The organism is Burkholderia sp. LAS2 (assembly GCF_018417615.1).
GTDB lineage: Bacteria > Pseudomonadota > Gammaproteobacteria > Burkholderiales > Burkholderiaceae > Burkholderia > Burkholderia sola.
The window spans coordinates 462,538-481,261 of sequence record NZ_CP071052.1; the positions used below are offsets into that span (position 1 = coordinate 462,538).

Sequence of the window (18,724 nt, forward strand, 5' to 3'; positions counted from 1 at the left end):
GCGTGATGAGCCACCCGCCATTTCGGACAAGTATGTTTGCTGGAGCGGCTCGACACTGCGTCCCTCAATTTCATCCACCATCCTGATCCCGGTCGGGATTCGTCTGAATGAGATATGTTTATCTTATATGGTTGTCTGAAATGCGGCGATGAAATTGCACAATCTCCCCCATGCCGACATCCGAAGAAAAAGCCGCGTTCTCGGAACGCCTGAAATTCGCCCTGCGGCGCAGCCCGGAGAAGGTCACGGGCGCGACGGAGCTGGCGAACCGATTCAATCTGCGTCACCGCGGAACGCACCCCGTTTCGCCGCAAACCGCGCACAAATGGCTGACGGGCCGCACGATCCCGACGTCGGACAAACTCGAAACGCTGGCCGAATGGTTGCGCGTTGAAGTGCACTGGCTGCATTACGGGCCGTCGCCGAGCGTGGTCGAACATCCGACGCCGCAACCGCTGCCGCGCGACGAACGCTATCCGCCGACGCCCGAGACGATTGAACTCGCATCGAAGATCGAGGCGCTGTCTCCACACCAGCGCTACCTCGTTCAGGAACTCGTCGAGCAGTTCTACGGCGATCCGAAACTCGAAGCGAAGAAGGCCTGAGCGACAGCCACCGCACGCGCCGTCACCGTCACCGGGAAACAAAAAGCCGCATGGTCGCGAACCATGCGGCTTTTTTTGCGAGCATCGCAGGCGGCTGGCCGCCCGCGAATGCATCAAGCGTCAGGCCGGCTTCTTCTTGACGCCGCCGAGCTTGCGCGTGATGTAGTACTGCTGCGCGATCGACAGCACGTTGTTCACGACGTAGTACAGCACGAGGCCAGCCGGGAAGAAGAAGAACATCACCGAGAACGCGATCGGCATGAACTTCATCATCTTCGCCTGGACCGGGTCCGGCGGCGTCGGGTTCAGGCTCGTCTGCACGAACATCGACACGGCCATCAGCACCGGCAGGATGAAGAACGGATCGCGCTGCGACAGGTCGTGAATCCACAGAATCCACGGCGCGCCGCGCATTTCGACCGACGCGAGCAGCACCCAGTACAGCGAGATGAACACCGGGATCTGGATCACGACCGGCAGGCAGCCGCCGAACGGATTGACCTTCTCGGTCTTGTACAGCTCCATCAGCGCGGCGTTCATCTTCTGCGGATCGCTCTTGAAGCGTTCGCGCAGCGCCTGCATGCGCGGCGTGATTTCCTTCATGCGCGCCATCGATTTGTAGCTCGCAGCCGACAGCGGGAAGAACACGGCCTTGATCAGCACCGTCAGCAGCACGATCGCCCAGCCCCAGTTGCCGACGTAGCTGTGGATCTTCTCGAGCAGCCAGAACAGCGGCTTCGCGATGATCGTCACCCAACCGTAGTCCTTCACGAGCTCCAGGCCCGGCGCGATGCCTTCGAGCATGCGCTCTTCTTCCGGACCGGCGAACAGGCGCGCCTGCACGTCGGCCGACTGGCCCGGCGCGATCGCGGCGACCGGCTGCTTCACGCCGACGCGATACAGCGTCGGATCGATCTTTTCAGCGTAGATGTCGCGCTTCGCGCCCTGCTGCGGAATCCAGGCCGACGCGAAGTAGTGCTGCACCATCGCAACCCAGCCGTTGTCGGCGGCCTTCTCGAAGTTCGCCTTGTTCTTGTCGAGGTCGCTGAAGTCGATCTTCTGGAAGTGCTTCGCGTCCGTATAGACCGCCGGCCCGAGGAACGTATGCGAGAACATCGGCGTTTCGACGGCCGTGTTGTCGCGCACCAGTTCCATGTAGACCGTCGGCGTGACGGGCGCCGTGCCGACGTTGTCGATCTTGGTGTCGACGCCGATCACATAGCTGCCGCGCGTGAACGTGTAGGTCTTCACGACCTTCACGCCGCCCTTCACCGGCGATTCGAACGACAGCTTCAGCGTGTTCTGGTCGCCCGTCAACGACGTCGAGCCGGGGTTCAGCTGCGTGTAGACGTCGTTGTGGTTCGGGAAATCGCCGCCGAGCAGGCCCGTGCGTGCGAGATACGTGTGGCCGGCCGTGTGGTCGAACAGCGTGATGTACAGGTCGGGCTGCTTGCCGTCGCCCTGCTTCTTCAGCGTCAGCTTCGCGAGCGTGCCGCCGCGCGTGTCGATTTCGCCGTCGTACACGTCGGTCGAGAACTTCACGAGCTGCGCCTGCGCGGCCGGGGCCGTCGTCGACGGTGCGGCGCCGGCTGCGGCGGCCGGCACGTCACCTGCGGTCTTCGTCGCGCCCGTGCCCGATGCGCCGCCGGCAGCAGCCGGGGCCGTCTGCGTGGCGCTCGGGAAGAACATCGACGGGCGTCCATGGTCCCGCTGCCAGTTGTCGTACAGCATGACAGCTGACATGAAGAAGATCACCCATAGGACGGTGCGTTTGATATCCATGCGTTGTCTCAGAGTCGATGGGACCGCGCGTCGGCTTCGCCGCGAGCGCGAGTGTCGGAGTTGGGCGGCGGGACGAGGTCGACGCCGCCCGCGGAAAACGGGTGGCATCGGCACACGCGCCTGACGGCGAGATACGTGCCGCGCGCGGCGCCATGATACTGGATTGCCTCGCGCGCGTAATCCGAACAGGAAGGATAAAAACGGCAACGGTTGCCGAGCATCGGGCTCACGGCAACCTTGTAGAAGCGCAGCAAGGCGATCAATACCGTTTCCATACCTTGGGCGACGCCGTACGACGCCGCGTCAAAACCGGCCGGGCGGGCGCGAACGCCGCGCCGGGCACGGATGCGTCACTCGGACGCGGGCTTCGACGCGCGGCGCGCGATTTCCCGGACTGCCCTGTCGAGCAGTTCGCGGATCTCGGCCGCGCACATCGCCGCGAGCGGGGCGGAAGCCGCACTCGGCAGCGCTTTCTTGTCGAAGCGCGTGTGCTGCCGCAGCAGCAGGTCGTAACCGGCGAATTCGGCCCGGCGCAGGCGAAACTGATCGCGCGCCAGCCGCTTCACGAGGTTACGGGTAACCGCTCGCGGCGCATACTTCTTGCCGATGACGAGCCCCAGACGTGCAGGCTGACCGGTCGGCTTGCCGTAGATCACGAAGTGCGCGGAGCGCCGCCAGGGGCGCAAACGAAAAACGGATGAAAATTCATCCGTTTTCAGAAGTCGCGCAGCTTTCGGGAAGGCGGCTTTCGTCTGCGACGGATTCGCACCCGGCTCGACGGCACCTTCCGCAGGACTGCGGACGGCGGACACAGCGCGCAACCTGCCTTAGATGGCGAGGCGCTTGCGGCCCTTCGCGCGGCGAGCGTTGATGACCTTGCGGCCACCTGCCGTCTTCATGCGGACACGGAAGCCATGGGTGCGCTTGCGGCGCGTCACGGACGGTTGGTAAGTACGTTTCATGATGTTCTCACTTGTTCGAGAATGTCGAAATTCAGGGGACCGCGTGCCCTTAACCGGAGGCATTCGGGCGAACGCAATCGCCGGGAATACAGGATTGGTTTTCGCGGAACCCGCTATTTAAACCGTTTTTCCGTTGACGGTCAATACTTTACGAGTCGCTCACCTGTGCCGGGCCGCTCCGATCCGGCCCCGCGACCCACAAACCCAGCCTGTGGATAAGTCCCGCTGTGGCCGCGTTTGGCGTTAGAATCTCGCCTTATCTCCAAGAATCCCGCACGCCGCTTCGGCTCGCGCCTGCCCCTCCACGACTGTGACGCAGGCGTCCGAGGCACGCTCGCACGACCGCTTCGGGCCTTGTTGCGCGACCGCGACAAGGGCGCCGGCGAGCCGCGCTGTGCACGCAAAAAACGACAGTTACTTGATGAACGATTTCTGGCAACACTGTTCCGCACTGCTGGAGCGCGAGCTGACGCCCCAGCAGTACGTGACGTGGATCAAACCCTTGGCCCCGGTGGCCTTCGATGCGTCGGCGAACACGCTGTCCATCGCCGCGCCGAACCGCTTCAAGCTGGACTGGGTCAAGAGCCAGTTTTCGGGCCGGATCTCCGATCTGGCCCGGGATTTCTGGAATGCGCCGATCGAAGTCCAGTTCGTCCTCGATCCGAAGGCCGGCATGCGCAGCGCAGCGGCAGGTGCCGCACCGGCCGCGCCGCGCGCGCCGCTGGCCTCGAGCGGCCCGGCCGCGACGGTCGCCGCGATCGCCGCCAACCTCACCGCGAATGCCGCCGCCGCGCCCAGCGCGCCGGCCGACGTGCCGATGACGCCGTCGGCGGCCGCCGCGCACCACCTGAACGCCGACGACGCCGACATCGACCTGCCGAGCCTGCCCGCACACGAAGCGGCCGCCGGCCGCCGCACGTGGCGCCCGGGCCCCGGTGCCGCACCCGCGAACGGCGGCGAAGCCGATTCGATGTACGAACGTTCGAAGCTGAACCCCGTGCTCACGTTCGACAACTTCGTGACCGGCAAGGCGAACCAGCTCGCGCGCGCCGCCGCGATCCAGGTCGCGGACAACCCCGGCATCTCGTACAACCCGCTGTTCCTGTACGGCGGCGTCGGCCTCGGCAAAACCCACCTGATCCACGCGATCGGCAACCAGCTGCTGCTCGACAAGGCCGGCGCGCGCATCCGCTACATCCACGCCGAGCAATATGTGTCCGACGTGGTGAAGGCGTACCAGCGCAAGGCGTTCGACGACTTCAAGCGCTACTACCACTCGCTCGACCTGCTGCTGATCGACGATATCCAGTTCTTCTCCGGCAAGTCGCGCACGCAAGAGGAATTCTTCTACGCGTTCGAGGCGCTGGTCGCGAACAAGGCGCAGGTGATCATCACCAGCGACACGTACCCGAAGGAAATCTCGGGCATCGACGATCGCCTGATCTCGCGCTTCGACTCGGGCCTCACCGTCGCGATCGAGCCGCCCGAGCTCGAGATGCGCGTCGCGATCCTGATGCGTAAGGCGCAGTCCGAAGGCGTGAATTTGTCGGAAGACGTCGCGTTCTTCGTCGCGAAGCACCTGCGCTCGAACGTGCGCGAACTCGAAGGCGCGCTGCGCAAGATCCTCGCGTATTCGAAGTTCCACGGCCGCGAGATCTCGATCGAGCTGACCAAGGAAGCGCTGAAGGACCTGCTGACCGTACAGAACCGGCAGATTTCGGTCGAGAACATCCAGAAGACCGTCGCCGACTTCTACAACATCAAGGTCGCGGATATGTACTCGAAGAAGCGTCCCGCGAACATCGCGCGGCCGCGGCAGATTGCGATGTACCTGGCGAAGGAACTCACGCAGAAGAGCCTGCCGGAAATCGGCGAGCTGTTCGGCGGGCGCGATCACACCACCGTGCTGCACGCGGTGCGCAAGATCGCCGACGAGCGCAGCAAGGACGCGCAGCTCAACCACGAGCTGCACGTGCTGGAACAGACGCTGAAGGGCTGAGCGCGCGCGCCGCGCTTGATAATTCGGCCTCCGCCCCAATTTAAGGGGGGCGGTTCGGTTTTGAGGCACAATACTGGTTTGACCGCCCCGGTGGTGGCGGGCCAAGAGCCCGGCCGGCGGGGCGCTGCGAGGCTGCTGCGCTGCAGGCCGTTACTCAACGAAGGAACTCTATGCAACTGGTCAAGACCGAACGAGACACCCTCCTCAGGCCGCTGCAAACGGTCAGCGGCATCGTCGAACGCCGCCATACGTTGCCGATCCTCGCCAACCTGCTGATCACCAAGAACGGCCCGGACGTTTCATTCCTGTCGACCGACCTGGAGCTGCAGATCACCACGCGCGCCGATTTCGGCGTCGGCGGCGACCAGGTCGCGACCACCGTCGCGGCGCGCAAGCTGCTCGACATCCTGCGCGCGATGCCTGACGGCCAGGTCACGCTGTCGCTCGCCGACAAGCGCCTCACCGTTCAATCCGGCAAGAGCCGTTTCGCACTCCAGACGCTGGCGGCCGACGAGTTCCCGACCGTCGCGCAGGCGAAGGATTTCGGCGCCACGCTGACCGTCCCGCAGAAGTCGTTCCGCCAGCTGCTCGGCATGGTGCACTTCGCGATGGCGCAGCAGGACATCCGCTACTACCTGAACGGCATGCTGCTCGTCGTCGACGGCGACCAACTGATGGCCGTGGCCACCGACGGCCACCGCCTCGCGTTCTCGTCGATGAAGCTCGAAGGCGGCACGTTCGGCCGCCAGGAAGTCATCGTGCCGCGCAAGACGATTCTCGAGCTGCAGCGCCTGCTCGAAGACATCGACGACACCGTCACCATCGACATCGCGCAAACCCAGGCCAAGTTCACCTTCGGCCAGGTCGAGCTCGTGTCGAAACTCGTCGAGGGCAAGTTCCCCGACTTCCAGCGCGTGATCCCGAAGGCGCACAAGAACACGTTCGAGATCGGCCGTGAAGAACTGCAGCGTTCGCTGCAGCGCGCGGCGATCCTGACCTCGGACAAGTTCAAGGGCGTGCGCTGCATCATCGCGCCGGGCCAGCTGAAGATCATGTCGACCAACGCCGATCAGGAAGAGGCGCAGGAAGAACTCGAAATCGCCTACCAGGGCGATACCGTCGACATCGGCTTCAACGTCACGTATCTGCTCGACGTGCTCGCGAACCTGAAGGTCGACACCGTGCAGGTGAGCCTCGGCGACGCCAGCTCGAGTGCGCTGATCACCGTGCCCGAGAACGACGAGTTCAAGTATGTCGTGATGCCGATGCGCATCTGACGCGCTCGACATCGCGACACACACCAGGGGGCGGCAAGCCCCTTTGGCGTTTATGGCGAACTGACAACCCGCCCTTTTGGTGCCGTTTCGGCGCCTCGGGCGGGCCAGGAAACTGGAGCGGCCCGGCGATTTCTCGCTGAAACGCACCGCGCCGCCACGAGAGTGGCCCCGCAGAACCGGAAGATATCCATGAGTGAACAGCACAATTCGCAACCCGATAACAGCAGCTACGGCGCCTCGTCGATCCAGATCCTCGAAGGTCTGGAAGCGGTGCGCAAGCGCCCCGGGATGTACATCGGCGACACGTCGGACGGCACCGGTCTGCACCACCTCGTGTTCGAGGTGCTCGACAACTCGATCGACGAAGCGCTGGCCGGGTACTGCAACGACATCCACGTGACGATTCACGCCGACAACTCGATTTCCGTGACCGACAACGGCCGCGGGATTCCGACCGACGTGAAGATGAACGACAAGCACGAGCCGAAGCGTAGCGCTGCGGAAATCGTGATGACCGAGCTGCATGCCGGCGGCAAGTTCGACCAGAACAGCTACAAGGTGTCCGGCGGCCTGCACGGCGTGGGTGTGTCGTGCGTGAACGCGCTGTCGAGCTGGCTGCGCCTCACGGTGCGCCGTGACGGCAAGAAGCGGTTCATGGAGTTCCATCGCGGTGTTGCGCAGGATCGCGTGCTCGAGACGGTGGACGGCGTGGAAGTGTCGCCGATGCTCGTGACGGGCGACACCGAGAACCGCGGTACCGAAGTGCACTTCATGGCTGATCCGACGATTTTCGGCACCGTCGAGTATCACTACGACATCCTCGCGAAGCGGATGCGCGAGCTCTCGTTCCTGAACAACGGTGTGCGGATTCGCCTCACCGACCTGCGTTCGGGCAAGGAAGACGATTTCGCGTTCGCCGGCGGTGTGAAGGGCTTCGTCGAGTACATCAACAAGACGAAGACCAACCTGCACCCGACGGTGTTCTTCGCGAACGGCGAGAAGGACGGCGTGGGCGTCGAAGTCGCGATGCAGTGGAACGACAGCTACAACGAGAACGTGCTGTGCTTCACGAACAACATTCCGCAGCGCGACGGCGGCACGCACCTGACCGGCCTGCGGGCCGCGATGACGCGCGTCATCAACAAGTACATCACCGACAACGAAATCGCGAAGAAGGCGAAGGTCGAGACGACCGGCGACGACATGCGCGAAGGGCTGTCGTGCGTGCTCTCCGTGAAGGTGCCGGAGCCGAAGTTCAGCTCGCAGACGAAGGACAAGCTGGTTTCGTCCGAAGTGCGTGCGCCGGTTGAGGAAGTTGTGGCGAAGGCGCTGGAAGAATTCCTGTTGGAAACGCCGATCGACGCGAAGATCATCTGCGGGAAGATTGTTGAAGCTGCTCGGGCGCGTGATGCTGCGCGGAAGGCGCGTGAGATGACGCGCCGTAAAGGCGTGCTCGATGGCGTCGGCCTGCCCGGCAAGCTCGCGGACTGTCAGGAGAAGGACCCGGCGAAGTGCGAAATCTACATCGTCGAGGGTGACTCGGCAGGTGGGTCGGCGAAGCAAGGGCGTGATCGGAAATTTCAGGCGATCCTGCCGCTGCGCGGCAAGGTGCTGAACGTCGAGAAGGCGCGCTACGACAAGCTGCTGTCGTCGGAGCAAATCGTCACGCTCGTGACCGCGCTTGGGTGCGGGATCGGCAAGGAAGACTACAACCTCGACAAGCTGCGCTATCACCGCATCATCATCATGACCGACGCGGACGTCGACGGTGCGCACATCCGGACGCTGCTGCTCACGTTCCTGTATCGCCAGATGCCGGACATGATCGAGCGCGGGTACGTGTATATCGCCCAGCCGCCGCTTTACAAGATCAAGGCGGGCAAGGACGAGCGGTATCTGAAGGATGACGTGGAGCTCAACGCGCATATGCTGCGGTTGGCGCTGCAAGGGTCAGAGCTGGTGCCGGGTGAGAATGCGGCGGCGATTTCGGGCGATGCGCTTGGGGAGCTGGCAAGGTCGTATCTGCTGTCGCAGAGCGTGATCGAGCGGTTGAGCCGGTTGTATGACCCGGCCGCGCTGGAAGCCGTTATGGATGGCGTGGTGATCGATCTCTCCAATGAGGAGTCGACCGAGGCTTCGGCGAAGGCGCTGCATGCTGCTTTGCATGATGAAGCGCTGAAGAATGAAGTGCGTGTGGTGCCTTCGTATGACGCGGTTCGCGAACAACGGGCGCTGCATGTCGAGCGGACGCATCACGGCAACGTGCGGGTCTCGGTCATCGACCAGGAATTCCAGCACACGGCGGATTATCAGCAGCTCGTGACCACCGCGAATACGTTCAAGGGGCTTATTGGGGAAGGTGCGGTCATCAAGCGCGGTGAGCGCAGCATGGCCGTAGCGGACTTCAAGAGCGCGATGAAGTGGCTGCTGGCGGATGCTGAGCGGAACGTCTCGAAACAACGCTATAAGGGGCTCGGCGAGATGAACCCCGAGCAGCTGTGGGAAACGACGATGGATCCGGCAGTGCGGCGTCTGCTGCGTGTGCAGATTGAGGATGCGATTGCGGCGGATGGGATCTTTACTACCCTCATGGGGGATGATGTCGAGCCGCGGCGGGCGTTTATTGAGTCGAATGCGTTGCGGGCGGGGAATATTGACGTTTAATGCTTTGCCAGGTGCAGGGCGCCAGAGTAAGTGTGACTGTGCGACAAAGTTGGTGCGACTAGCCTCCCTATCGAGCGTCGTGTCTTATGAGAGCTCAGTCGCGGAATCATAATCTGCAGGTTCGGGTTCCGATTCGCCACCATATGCGAAAGCCCTGTAGGCCCTCGATCTACAGGGCTTTTTCACTAAGGGCTCTGCGGCTTCGCTGCGAGTCCTTTTCTTTTACCGGCCCCTCGCGGTGCAATACGCGGTGTAGCCCTCATAGAAGGGCACCATGGCAGCACTGACAAAAAACCCCCTGGCACCTCGAAAGCAACCATCCGGCGCGTTGGTTGGCCGGCCGTCGCCAAGACATTCCGCACGAAGCGCGATGCATACCGCAGTGGCGGACATCGAAGAACTGGCGGTTGCAAAGCTGGCAAAGGATAATGCAGACTTGATCCAAGTGCGGGACCAATTGAAGCAATGGCAACACGGCCCAGTGGCGTAAAGGTTCGCAGGCCCCACATCGGACTGTTCTCCGGTTGAATTTATAAAATGGCTTCTAGAACGACATCTCCGCAAAAGCACCGCCCTAGTGCTATAGATCTGTTTAGCGGGTGTGGCGGGTTAAGCACCGGCCTAGAGCAGGCTGGATTTCGCGTCTGCGCGGCCGTTGAGATCGATGATAAGGCGCAACGGACCTATCAGCTAAACCACCCAGGCGTCAAGCTGTATGGCAACGACATTCGCAAGCTGAGTGTTCGCAAAGTCATGCGAGATTTGAGTCTTTCCGCTGGCGAGCTAGACTTGCTTGCAGGATGCCCGCCATGTCAAGGCTTCTCGAGGCTGAGGACGCTTAATCAGGCCGACTCTGTCGACGACCCTCGGAACAATCTAGTACGCGACTTTCTTCGGTTCGTGCGCGTCCTGCGTCCGAAAACAGTAATGCTCGAAAACGTACCCGCGCTTGAGAATGACGAACGCTTCACCTCACTTTGCGAGGCTCTGAAAGCGATGAAATATAAGCTCGTCGTTCACGTGCTGAACGCTGCCGACTATTCGGTTGCTCAGCGGCGCAAGCGTCTCATCTTGCTTGCGTCGAAAGTACACCTCCCAGCTATCGCCCCGAAATCGAAGCAGCGCAAGACAGTGGGGGATGTCATTCGGCACCTGGAAGCCCCATCAATGACCCGCGACGCGTTGCACGCGGTCCCAGAAAAGCGCTCGAAACAGGTCATGGAGCTAATCCGCCTGATTCCGCGCGATGGCGGCAGCCGTACCGACCTGCCTGCCGACCGGCAACTCGAGTGTCACAAACGTAGTGACGGTTTTCGCGATGTGTATGGTCGCATGGCGTGGGACGATTTGGCTCCCACGATTACCAGTGGATGCATCAACCCGTCGAAGGGCCGATTCCTGCATCCCATGCAGGACCGCACCATCACGCTCAGGGAAGCGGCTTTGTTGCAAGGCTTTCCGCCGAAGTACAAATTCGACGTATCACACGGAAAAGAGGCAATAGCCTTAATGATCGGCAACGCGCTGCCACCGCCCTTTATTGAGGCTCAGGCTCGCGCGTTGCGCGACGGCATTTTGACGGGGAAACGCGATGAAAAAAATTTCAACCGTGGACGAGCTTCGCGCCGAGGGACTGACTGCTGAACAGTCAGCAGCCGCAGCCGATACATCAGCGACCGTTCTGTGCATAGCTTGTGCGGGTTCGGGTAAGTCACAAACCCTCGCTTATCGGATTGCGCGTCTGATATCCGAAGGGACGCCAGCCACTTCGATCGTGGCCATAACCTTTACCGAAAAAGCCGCCGACTCGATCAAGCGTCGCGTAGCCAAAGTTCTGGTCAAATGCGGTCTCAGCGCGAATCTGATTGGTCAGATGTACATCGGCACTATCCACGCATTCTGTCAGAATGTGTTGGGTGACTCGGACGCCATTTTTCGTCAGTACGATGTACTCGACGACAACCGCTTCACGCTGTATTTGATGTCCAGATATCCGGAACTCGGAATCAATACACTGAAACCGCGATTTAAGGATCGATACTTTGAGACTCTGTCACAAGTCCAGCGCGCGTGGAACGTATTCCGGGATGAGGGGCTATCGCTAGATGAAATCGAGACGCACGATCCGGAGGTAGGTCTTGTACTAAGAGAGATCGGGCAACGCTTAATACGCGACCAATTCCTTGACTTCTCCTCGATGGTCCGTGAGACGGCCGAACGGGCGAAAAGCAATGTCAACGTTCGAGCACGCCTCGGTCGTATTCGGCATTTACTAGTTGACGAATATCAGGATGTGTCTGGCTCTCAAGAGGAGCTAATTGCGACGATTCACGAATTAGGTGCCAACCTCTTCGTGGTAGGCGATGACGACCAGTCGATTTATGGATTCCGCGGCGCTCACGTTTCGAACATCCTTAATTTTGTTACTAGGTACAAGGGCGTTAGCGAACACGTCCTCGCCACGAACTTTCGAAGCACCCGCGCTATTGTGGCCGCGACCAACGCGTTCGTCGCGTCACAATTGGGTCCTCAGCGGCTCTATAAGCAACCTCGTGAACACGTCGATCTCGCTCCGCGACATCTTGCCGTGCATCATTTTGCGACTCGCCCAGAAGAAGCCGAATGGGTGGCACAGCGCATCAAACATCTGCTGGGAACAGAATACGTCCAATCGGATGGGACGGTCCGAGGTCTCACACCAGGTGACTTCGCCATCCTTATGCGTTCAACAAAGACGCCTGAGCAGGACGACAATCCACGACATCACGCGTTCACGCGCGAACTAGACGCGCTTAACATACGCTATACGTTAAACGCTGGCGGTTCGGTTTTTGATCGGCCGTGCGTAGCTGCGCTGCGAGAAACATTTATCGCGCTCGAGAATGGGCCGATCTCACGACCCGACGCTACTCGCCTGATCGATGATCACATCAGGCCAGCATACCCTCGTGTTAGCCCAACAAAAACATACGCCGTGCTCGCGGATTGGGGGCGGCGGATACATGCGCCGCTAGGCGCAGCCCGGCAGCGACTGTTTCCTCAGCAGCTGCTGAACGACCTTCTGGACGCATTCGACGTCGCACATAGCTCGCTCCCAGACGAAGTGATGCGCGAGATCGGCCTTTTCAGCAGGATGCTGCAAGACGTTGAAAGTGTATATCTAAGCATCGACTCGAGCGGTCGATTCACATCTGTCGTGCGGTTCCTGCAGCAAGTCGCTGAGGAAGGCTATAACATCAGTACAGAGGACGTAGTATCCCGGCCCGACGCAGTTACCGTCTCTACGGTGCATCAGGTGAAGGGACTAGAATTCCCGGTCGTGTTTGTGGTCGATGTCGTCCCAGGGCGATTTCCGGGCAAGCGTTCAAATTACAGCGGACTGCTACCGGCAGATCTTCTCGCGAGCGCAATCGCACGCGGCGCGTACTCCAACACACGCGAAGCCGAAGCACGACTGTTCTATACGGCCCTCACGCGCGCGGAACGCTACCTATACGTTACTGGCGCCGCGTCTCTTCCAAACGGGAAGCGCACGAATCGCCAGTCGGAATTCGCCGCAGCGCTGCAAGATGTCGAGCTGATCGGTGATCCGCTGCAAACGCCTCCTGAATTAAGTCGGGCCGCGCCGCGGCAGAGAGAAGACGAGTCGACGTTACCCACGTCGTTTAGCGACATCAAGTACTACCTGCACTGTCCCATGGACTATCGGTTCCGCAAGGGCTTCGGGTTTAGCCCACCTGTCCCGGAACTGTTCGGGTACGGCCGCGTGGTTCACGTCGCCATCGAGAAACTGCACGAGCATTTCTCGGGGGCCGCTCCCACGCCAGCCGAAGCGAGTCAGATCGCCGCCGATCATTTTCACCTGAAGCATGTTGCGCGGAGTCGCGATCCGGAAAACCGTCCCGGCGCTTACGAGCAAGCGATGAACAAGGCACAGGAAATCGCAGCGGACTATGTTACGAGATTTGCCTCGGACTTCGCTCAACAAAAACAGGTTGAAGTGCGTTTCGAGATCCCAGCACAGGGATGTCTCATCACAGGCTCCATTGATCTGCTCATGCGTTACAACACGAGGGGCGATATCGTTGAAGCTCACGTTGTAGATTTTAAAACGATGCAAGGCGGAGACGACCCATCTAGGAACATGCAGCTAGACTGGCGTGAACTTTCACTTCAGGTACAGTTATACGCTAAGGCTGCGCGCGAAGTGTTCAATGAAAATGCGGCTACAGGATCAATCCATCTGCTGAAGGATAACAAACGAGTTGACGTGCCCATCGATGATGCCGCAATACAAGCCGCGGTTGCGAACATCGAGTGGGCTGTTCGGGGCATTTTGGCAAGGGACTATCCAAGTAGGCCAAGCAAAGAAAAATGCGCAAACTGCGACTTCAACCGACTATGCTCTAAAACGCCTCAGCAATTTCGCGCCGATGCAGGTGTCCCGCCCCCCATCATGACGCCGCTCGGCCCAATGAGTGCGTCGGCACTGTGAAAGGACTGTTGGATCGGTGCAGCAATGATGGACAAGGTAACGCAGTTGACACGAAGCCGCATGATGGCGGCTGTACGCAATCGCGACACCGCTCCGGAGCGTCAAGTCAGAGCAATGCTCCACGCGGCAGGTCTACGTTTCCGACTGCACGACCGGTCGTTGCCAGGTACTCCCGACATCGTGCTGAAAAAGTACGCCACCATAATCATGGTAAATGGATGTTTTTGGCATGGCCATCATTGCCCCAGAGGTAAGTTGCCAGCGACGCGCACCGAATTCTGGCTGAAGAAACAAGCGACTAATCGTCGCCGGGACGCGGAAGCGATTCGTCGGCTCAGGGCACTAGGTTGGCGAGTTCTAGTAATATGGGAGTGTAAAATCCGGAAAAAGACGGAACTTGCTCGAACCTTAGCAAAAGCGTTCCCGCAGATACAACGAATCGAGTTGGAGTGACACAATAACGATAGCAGTTAGCGCTCCAATACCGATCCCTAAGTGGCAATTGGCATACAGAATATCCAGACGCCAGTGACGTGTGACGCCTCAGTCATTCGCGGACTACATTACAATGCTAGAAGCGCGTAACGCTAAAATGGACGGCACATGCAACTGAAAAAAGTGCAGGATATCTTTTCCCTTTCAACCGGCCAGCTCATTTCGAAGAGAAATCTCTTCGATCTTATACAGCGGTCGAAAGTCGAGGGATCTGATTATTGGTCGGGCCCCGAATTTGTTGTGGGAAATACACCCCAGCAGGGAATAAATTGGATTGGACGACCACCATCAATTCGCGCAATAATTATCAAAACACGGCCTGGCTCATACGTTGATGATGGATGGTCTACCGAAGACAAGACGGTGTACCATTATTCCTTTAAGGCAAAAAATGGCAGCATCAACCCTACAGAAAAAGCCAATACTGTTTTAATCCAGCAACCAGAGCATCTTTATCCGATATTTTTATTTACAGAAAATACGAATAATTGGTGCTTCGAAGGATCATTCCACGTCTCCGATCTCCAAGAGAAATTTGTCATTCTTCAGCGCGGAAACCCTTCAGTGGAAATTAACGATAATCCCGGTGAATTCAAATATTCGGAGGGCGAACGGAAGTATGTAACCCACTTGCTTGCCGAAAGAAATAAAGGAGTTGTAGAAACCCTAAAATCATCTGAGCCGTGGGTTTGCGACATATGCCGTACGGACTTCGAATCTAAATACGGCGTTAAGTATATAGAAGCTCACCACAAAATTCCCATCTCAACGTATGCATCAACATCGAAAGTAAGCACGTCCGATTTTGCCCTTCTCTGCCCGAACTGCCACAGAGCGGTGCACATTTATATGAAAAAAGAAGGGCTTGCTTATTCTCAAATTAAGGCCATTTTGTCAGCTGATCCACACTGCCACCAGTCCTCCCCCCCCTGAACGCTCTCAGTGTATCGAGCACAACACGTCAGTTTGAGGTATATATTTCCCGCGCCCCAGCACATCGGACCTCGTTAGGCTCCTTAAGCTGCGCATCACCACAGAACATCCGTAAGCGAGTCTCCAGCACCGTCTCGACGGCCTGACCAGAAATTGCCAAAGTAGTCCCCACCACTTCAAGTAGCGGGGACTACTTTGACAACAGAAGCACCAAAGAGGATTGGCCGCAAAGGCATCCCGAATCACCCGCTCGAATTCCGGCGCGAGATGGCCAGGCTGGCATGCGAGCCCGGCGTGTCGGTCGCGCGCCTGGCAATGGAGCACGGCCTGAATGCGAATCTGGTGTTCAAATGGCGCCGTTCGTTGCGGGCCGGCGAATACGATTCGGCTGGACTGCTACCGGTGAAAGTGGAGACGCCGCTTGCCGAGACTACGCCGCTGGTGCCGGTGTCGCCGCCGACGACGATACCGACCGGCGCGATTGAGATCAACGTAGGCAACGCCCATGTCCGCATCGAAGGCGCTCCGAACGAGAGTACGTTGACGCTGGTGCTGCACATGTTGCGCGGCATGCCGGGGATGGCAGCGTGATCGGTTTGCCGAGTCGAACTCGCGTCTGGTTGGCTGCATGCGCGGCGACAATCATTTTGGCCGGTATAGCGACAGAGGTTTTGGCCGGTGGGGAGAAGTCGGAGGCGGCGTAGCCGCCGGAGACTTCTCCCCCCCGGCGGCGCCGAGTCGGCCGGGTTCTACGATGGCTGATCAAATCAAGAAGAAGCGATCAGCCGCATGTCCGGAACCCGCATTACCGACCAACAGGTTCGCCTCTACATGTCCAAACGCAAACAACACTCTCAGGAGATCGCCGCCGCCAAGGCCGGCATCAGCGTGCGCAGTGCCCGGCGCATAGAACGAGAAGCCTCGCTGCCGTCCCAGAAGCCACGTCGCTACTGGCGCTCGCGCCCCGATCCGTTCGCCGACGTCTGGGACACCGAAGTCGTTCCGATGCTCATGAACGCACCGCAACTGCAGGCGATCACGATCCTGCGCAAGCTGCAGGACGATCATCCCGATCAGTATCCCGACAGCACACGCCGCACGCTCGAGCGGCGCGTCAGGCACTGGCGGGCAATGTCCGGCCCGCCGAAGGAAGTCTTCTTCCCGCAGCAGCATGAGCCCGGCGTGCGTGGCCTGTCGGACTTCACCGACATGGCTGAACTGCGCGTGACCATCGCCAGCGCGCCATTCGCTCATCGGCTGTACCACTTCGTGCTGGCCTTCTCGCACTGGGAATACGCCAATGTCGTCGAAGGCGGCGAGAGTTTCGAAGCGCTGTCCACGGGCCTGCAGAACGCGCTTTGGCAAGCCGGCGGTTGCCCGCGTGAACACCGCACCGACAGTCTGTCGGCGGCGTTCAAGAATCTGCAGGATGAAGAGGACTTCACGGTGCGCTACGCCGCGCTGCTCGAGCATTACGGCATGGTCGGCACGCGCAACAATCGCGGTCAGGGCCACGAGAACGGCAGCGTGGAGTCGTCGCATCGCTATCTGAAGGAGGCCGTCGATCAGGCGTTGATGTTGCGCGGGCACGGGACTTCGCCGATCGCGCGGCTTACGACGAGTTTCTGCGCGAGATCGTCATGCGCCGCAACCGGCGCAACGCGGCGGCGTTCCGCCTGGAGCGCGAGCAGCTCATCGATCTACCGCTGCGGCGCACGACCGACTTCGTTGAGGAGGAAGCACGTGTCACACGCTGCAGCACCTTCACCGTGCGCGGCATCCTCTACAGCGCGCCGTCGCGACTGATCGGCCACCGCCTGAAGGTGCGGGTCTACGGCGACCGGCTCGACTGCTATCTGTCCGGCGCGCTGGTGCACAGCACCCCACGCGGCTCGCGTGCCGGCGACAACCGCCGCGCCCTCGATTACCGGCACTTCATCGAGGGCCTCAAGCGCAAGCCGCAGGCCTTCAAGGGACTCGCGTTTCGCGACGAGCTGTTTCCGCGTGAGGCCTATCGCCGGACGTGGGAACAGCTTGAGGCACGGCTGACGCAGCGCGACGCGTGCAAGACGATGGTCGGTCTGCTTGAGCTTGCCGCACTCGATGGCGTCGAAGCCGTGCTGGCCGCACGCCTCAACGCATTGCTGGTGGACGGCAGGTTGCCGGATCTCAAGGCGTTGCGCGAGGAATTTGCGCCGCGCCAGGTCGACTGCCCGGTGGTCAATGTCGAGATTCCGCCTGCAAGCTGCTATGACGCGCTGCTGGGCAAGCAGGTGGCAGCATGAATACGCCCGCTTACGATGCCGGCCGTCTGGCCCTGATGCTCAATGAATTGCGCCTGCCGACCATCGCTCGCCTGTGGCCCGAGTTTGCCCAACGCTCCGACAAGGAAGGCTGGCAGGCCACACGACTGCTCGGTGCACTGCTTGAGCACGAACTCGCCGAGCGCGCCAAGCGGCGCATCGAACGACACCGCACCGAGTCCCATCTGGATCCGACCAAGACACTGGCCACCTTCGACTTCGGCATGGTGCCGATGGTCTCCAAAGCCCACGTGATGGCACTGGCTACCGGCGATTCGTGGCTCGAGAAGGGCGCCACCGTGCTCCTGTTCGGCCCGCCCGGGGTCGGCAAGAGTCACCTTGCGGCAGCCATCGGACACGCGCTGATCGACGCCGGTTACCGCGTGCTGGCCACGCGGACCAGTGAGTTCGTGCAGAAACTGCAGGCTGCGCGTCAGAGCCTGCAATTGCCGTCAGCGCTCGCCAAACTCGATCGCTTCGACCTGATCATCCTGGACGACCTGTCGTACGCCCGCAAGGATCAGGCCGAAACCAGCGTGCTGTTCGAACTGATCGCCGAAAGATACGAGCGCCGCAGCCTTCTGATTACGGCCAACCAGCCGTTCTCGGGCTGGAACGACGTGTTTCCGGATCCCGGCATGACCGTCGCCGCAATCGACCGGCTCGTCCATCACTCGACGATCTTCGAGATGAACGTCGAAAGCTACCGCCGCCGCACGGCCAGCGACAAACAGACCAGCCGGCGCCGACAATCATCCAGCGACAATCATCAGGAAGGAGCGACAAACATGGCCGAATAACCACCGACAATCACCCGGTCGACCGGCCAAGATGGTTGTCGGTAAACCGGCCAAGCTGCTTGACGCTATCTAGCTGCAGGCGTGACCGACATGCGCTGCGGGTTCAACACCCTGGCGGCTAAGGTCCAGACCGTGCTGGAGCGAGACCCGTTCAGCGGGCACGTGTTCGTGTTTCGTGGCCGGCGGGGCGATCTGGTCAAAGTGCTGTGGTGGAGCGGCGACGGCATGTGTCTGCTGATGAAACGCCTGGAGCGTGGGCGCTTCATCTGGCCGCGCGCCGATGGCGGCGTGGTCTGCCTGAGCCAGGCCCAGTTATCGATGCTGCTCGAAGGCATCGACTGGCGGCAGCCGGTGCGTACGACCGAGCCGAGTTCGGCGTTGTAAACCTACCGGCGCCCGCGTAAACTGC

General features: G+C 60.4%; 14 protein-coding genes and 2 pseudogenes. 12 read left to right on the forward strand and 4 right to left on the reverse strand.

Annotated features, from left to right (window positions below; genetic code table 11):
* Positions 1-170 precede the first annotated feature (170 nt).
* Positions 171-605: a transcriptional regulator gene (locus tag JYG37_RS02165; protein ID WP_050018236.1), complete on the forward strand. Its 435-nt coding sequence runs from the start codon at positions 171-173 to the stop codon at positions 603-605.
* A gap of 120 nt (positions 606-725) precedes the next feature.
* Here the strand turns inward: JYG37_RS02165 and yidC are convergent, their stop codons facing one another.
* The 4 genes from yidC to rpmH form a co-directional block, all read right to left on the reverse strand.
* Positions 726-2,387, reverse strand: coding sequence for a membrane protein insertase YidC (yidC, locus tag JYG37_RS02170; protein ID WP_050018235.1), 1,662 nt, complete (start codon positions 2,385-2,387; stop codon positions 726-728).
* A gap of 8 nt (positions 2,388-2,395) precedes the next feature.
* Positions 2,396-2,662 carry a membrane protein insertion efficiency factor YidD gene (gene yidD / locus JYG37_RS02175; RefSeq protein WP_040142602.1) on the reverse strand — a complete coding sequence of 89 codons (267 nt, stop codon included), beginning with the start codon at positions 2,660-2,662 and terminating at the stop codon, positions 2,396-2,398.
* Positions 2,663-2,737: 75 nt separating this feature from the next.
* Positions 2,738-3,199 carry a ribonuclease P protein component gene (gene rnpA, locus JYG37_RS02180; protein ID WP_006489941.1) on the reverse strand — a complete coding sequence of 154 codons (462 nt, stop codon included), beginning with the start codon at positions 3,197-3,199 and terminating at the stop codon, positions 2,738-2,740.
* A gap of 15 nt (positions 3,200-3,214) precedes the next feature.
* On the reverse strand, positions 3,215-3,349 hold the full coding sequence (gene rpmH / locus JYG37_RS02185) for a 50S ribosomal protein L34 (protein WP_004198824.1): 135 nt from the start codon (positions 3,347-3,349) through the stop codon (positions 3,215-3,217).
* 421 nt (positions 3,350-3,770) lie between these two features.
* Between rpmH and dnaA the strand changes: the two genes are divergently transcribed.
* The 11 genes and pseudogenes from dnaA to tnpB form a co-directional block, all read left to right on the forward strand.
* The gene (gene dnaA / locus JYG37_RS02190) at positions 3,771-5,348 is read left to right on the forward strand and encodes a chromosomal replication initiator protein DnaA (protein ID WP_213345845.1); all 1,578 of its coding nucleotides are present in this window, start codon (positions 3,771-3,773) and stop codon (positions 5,346-5,348) included.
* Positions 5,349-5,518: 170 nt separating this feature from the next.
* Positions 5,519-6,625 (forward strand): DNA polymerase III subunit beta, encoded by a 1,107-nt coding sequence (dnaN, locus tag JYG37_RS02195; RefSeq protein WP_006756934.1) that lies wholly within the window; start codon positions 5,519-5,521, stop codon positions 6,623-6,625.
* Between the two features lie 189 nt (positions 6,626-6,814).
* Entirely contained in the window at positions 6,815-9,289 is a 2,475-nt protein-coding gene (gene gyrB, locus JYG37_RS02200) for a DNA topoisomerase (ATP-hydrolyzing) subunit B (protein WP_050018233.1), read from the forward strand.
* Positions 9,290-9,826: 537 nt separating this feature from the next.
* Positions 9,827-10,933: a DNA cytosine methyltransferase gene (locus JYG37_RS02205; RefSeq protein WP_213345846.1), complete on the forward strand. Its 1,107-nt coding sequence runs from the start codon at positions 9,827-9,829 to the stop codon at positions 10,931-10,933.
* Positions 10,881-13,784, forward strand: a complete 2,904-nt coding sequence (locus tag JYG37_RS02210; protein ID WP_213345847.1) for an ATP-dependent helicase — start codon at positions 10,881-10,883, stop codon at positions 13,782-13,784. Before JYG37_RS02205 ends, JYG37_RS02210 begins: the two co-directional genes overlap by 53 nt.
* A gap of 27 nt (positions 13,785-13,811) precedes the next feature.
* Positions 13,812-14,237, forward strand: coding sequence for a very short patch repair endonuclease (locus tag JYG37_RS02215; RefSeq protein ID WP_283813225.1), 426 nt, complete (start codon positions 13,812-13,814; stop codon positions 14,235-14,237).
* A 150-nt stretch (positions 14,238-14,387) separates the two neighbouring features.
* Entirely contained in the window at positions 14,388-15,212 is an 825-nt protein-coding gene (locus JYG37_RS02220) for an HNH endonuclease (RefSeq protein WP_213345849.1), read from the forward strand.
* A gap of 195 nt (positions 15,213-15,407) precedes the next feature.
* Positions 15,408-15,803, forward strand: coding sequence for an IS66-like element accessory protein TnpA (gene tnpA, locus JYG37_RS02225; protein WP_006477754.1), 396 nt, complete (start codon positions 15,408-15,410; stop codon positions 15,801-15,803).
* A gap of 198 nt (positions 15,804-16,001) precedes the next feature.
* Positions 16,002-17,497 (forward strand): annotated as a pseudogene (istA, locus tag JYG37_RS02230) (IS21 family transposase).
* On the forward strand, positions 17,494-18,315 hold the full coding sequence (gene istB / locus JYG37_RS02235) for an IS21-like element helper ATPase IstB (RefSeq protein WP_213345850.1): 822 nt from the start codon (positions 17,494-17,496) through the stop codon (positions 18,313-18,315). Before istA ends, istB begins: the two are co-directional and overlap by 4 nt.
* Before the next feature lie 78 nt (positions 18,316-18,393).
* Positions 18,394-18,699, forward strand: a pseudogene (gene tnpB, locus JYG37_RS02240) (IS66 family insertion sequence element accessory protein TnpB); the annotation flags it as partial.
* Positions 18,700-18,724 lie beyond the last annotated feature (25 nt).

Excerpts from the sequence above, each read along its gene's own strand:
- JYG37_RS02205 (WP_213345846.1), top strand. The coding sequence starts at position 9,827 with ATGGCTTCTAGAACGACATCTCCGCAAAAGCACCGCCCTAGTGCTATA.
- istB (WP_213345850.1), top strand. The coding sequence starts at position 17,494 with ATGAATACGCCCGCTTACGATGCCGGCCGTCTGGCCCTGATGCTCAAT.
- gyrB (WP_050018233.1), top strand. The coding sequence starts at position 6,815 with ATGAGTGAACAGCACAATTCGCAACCCGATAACAGCAGCTACGGCGCC.
- JYG37_RS02215 (WP_283813225.1), top strand. The coding sequence starts at position 13,812 with ATGGACAAGGTAACGCAGTTGACACGAAGCCGCATGATGGCGGCTGTA.
- yidC (WP_050018235.1), bottom strand. The coding sequence starts at position 2,387 with ATGGATATCAAACGCACCGTCCTATGGGTGATCTTCTTCATGTCAGCT.
- JYG37_RS02210 (WP_213345847.1), top strand. The coding sequence starts at position 10,881 with ATGAAAAAAATTTCAACCGTGGACGAGCTTCGCGCCGAGGGACTGACT.
- JYG37_RS02220 (WP_213345849.1), top strand. The coding sequence starts at position 14,388 with ATGCAACTGAAAAAAGTGCAGGATATCTTTTCCCTTTCAACCGGCCAG.
- yidD (WP_040142602.1), bottom strand. The coding sequence starts at position 2,662 with ATGGAAACGGTATTGATCGCCTTGCTGCGCTTCTACAAGGTTGCCGTG.
- dnaN (WP_006756934.1), top strand. The coding sequence starts at position 5,519 with ATGCAACTGGTCAAGACCGAACGAGACACCCTCCTCAGGCCGCTGCAA.
- dnaA (WP_213345845.1), top strand. The coding sequence starts at position 3,771 with ATGAACGATTTCTGGCAACACTGTTCCGCACTGCTGGAGCGCGAGCTG.
- JYG37_RS02165 (WP_050018236.1), top strand. The coding sequence starts at position 171 with ATGCCGACATCCGAAGAAAAAGCCGCGTTCTCGGAACGCCTGAAATTC.
- rpmH (WP_004198824.1), bottom strand. The coding sequence starts at position 3,349 with ATGAAACGTACTTACCAACCGTCCGTGACGCGCCGCAAGCGCACCCAT.